Genomic DNA, 206 nt, shown 5'->3' on the forward strand with positions numbered 1-206 from the left:
ACGTGTCGCAGCTGCCGCCCGAGCGACTCGTTGGCCCCGCGGTGGTGCTCGACTTCTCGGCCGAGGCGGCAGCTGACGCCGACTTCCTCATCGACGTCGAGCACGTCGAGCGCTGGGAGGCCGAGCATGGCGCGTTCGAGCCGAATACCTGGCTGCTGCTGCGCACCGGCTGGGATCAGTACTCCGACAGCCAGGAGGCGTTCCTC

Annotated in this window: 1 protein-coding gene; it reads left to right on the forward strand. The window is 68.9% G+C overall.

Features of this window, described 5'->3' with window-relative positions; all coding sequences use genetic code 11:
- A partial coding sequence (locus ID132_RS12870) for a cyclase family protein (protein ID WP_193128807.1) occupies positions 1 to 206 on the forward strand: 206 nt, incomplete at both ends.

Origin of the sequence: Gulosibacter sediminis (genome assembly GCF_014904065.1) — a bacterium.
GTDB classification, from domain to species: domain Bacteria; phylum Actinomycetota; class Actinomycetes; order Actinomycetales; family Microbacteriaceae; genus Gulosibacter; species Gulosibacter sediminis.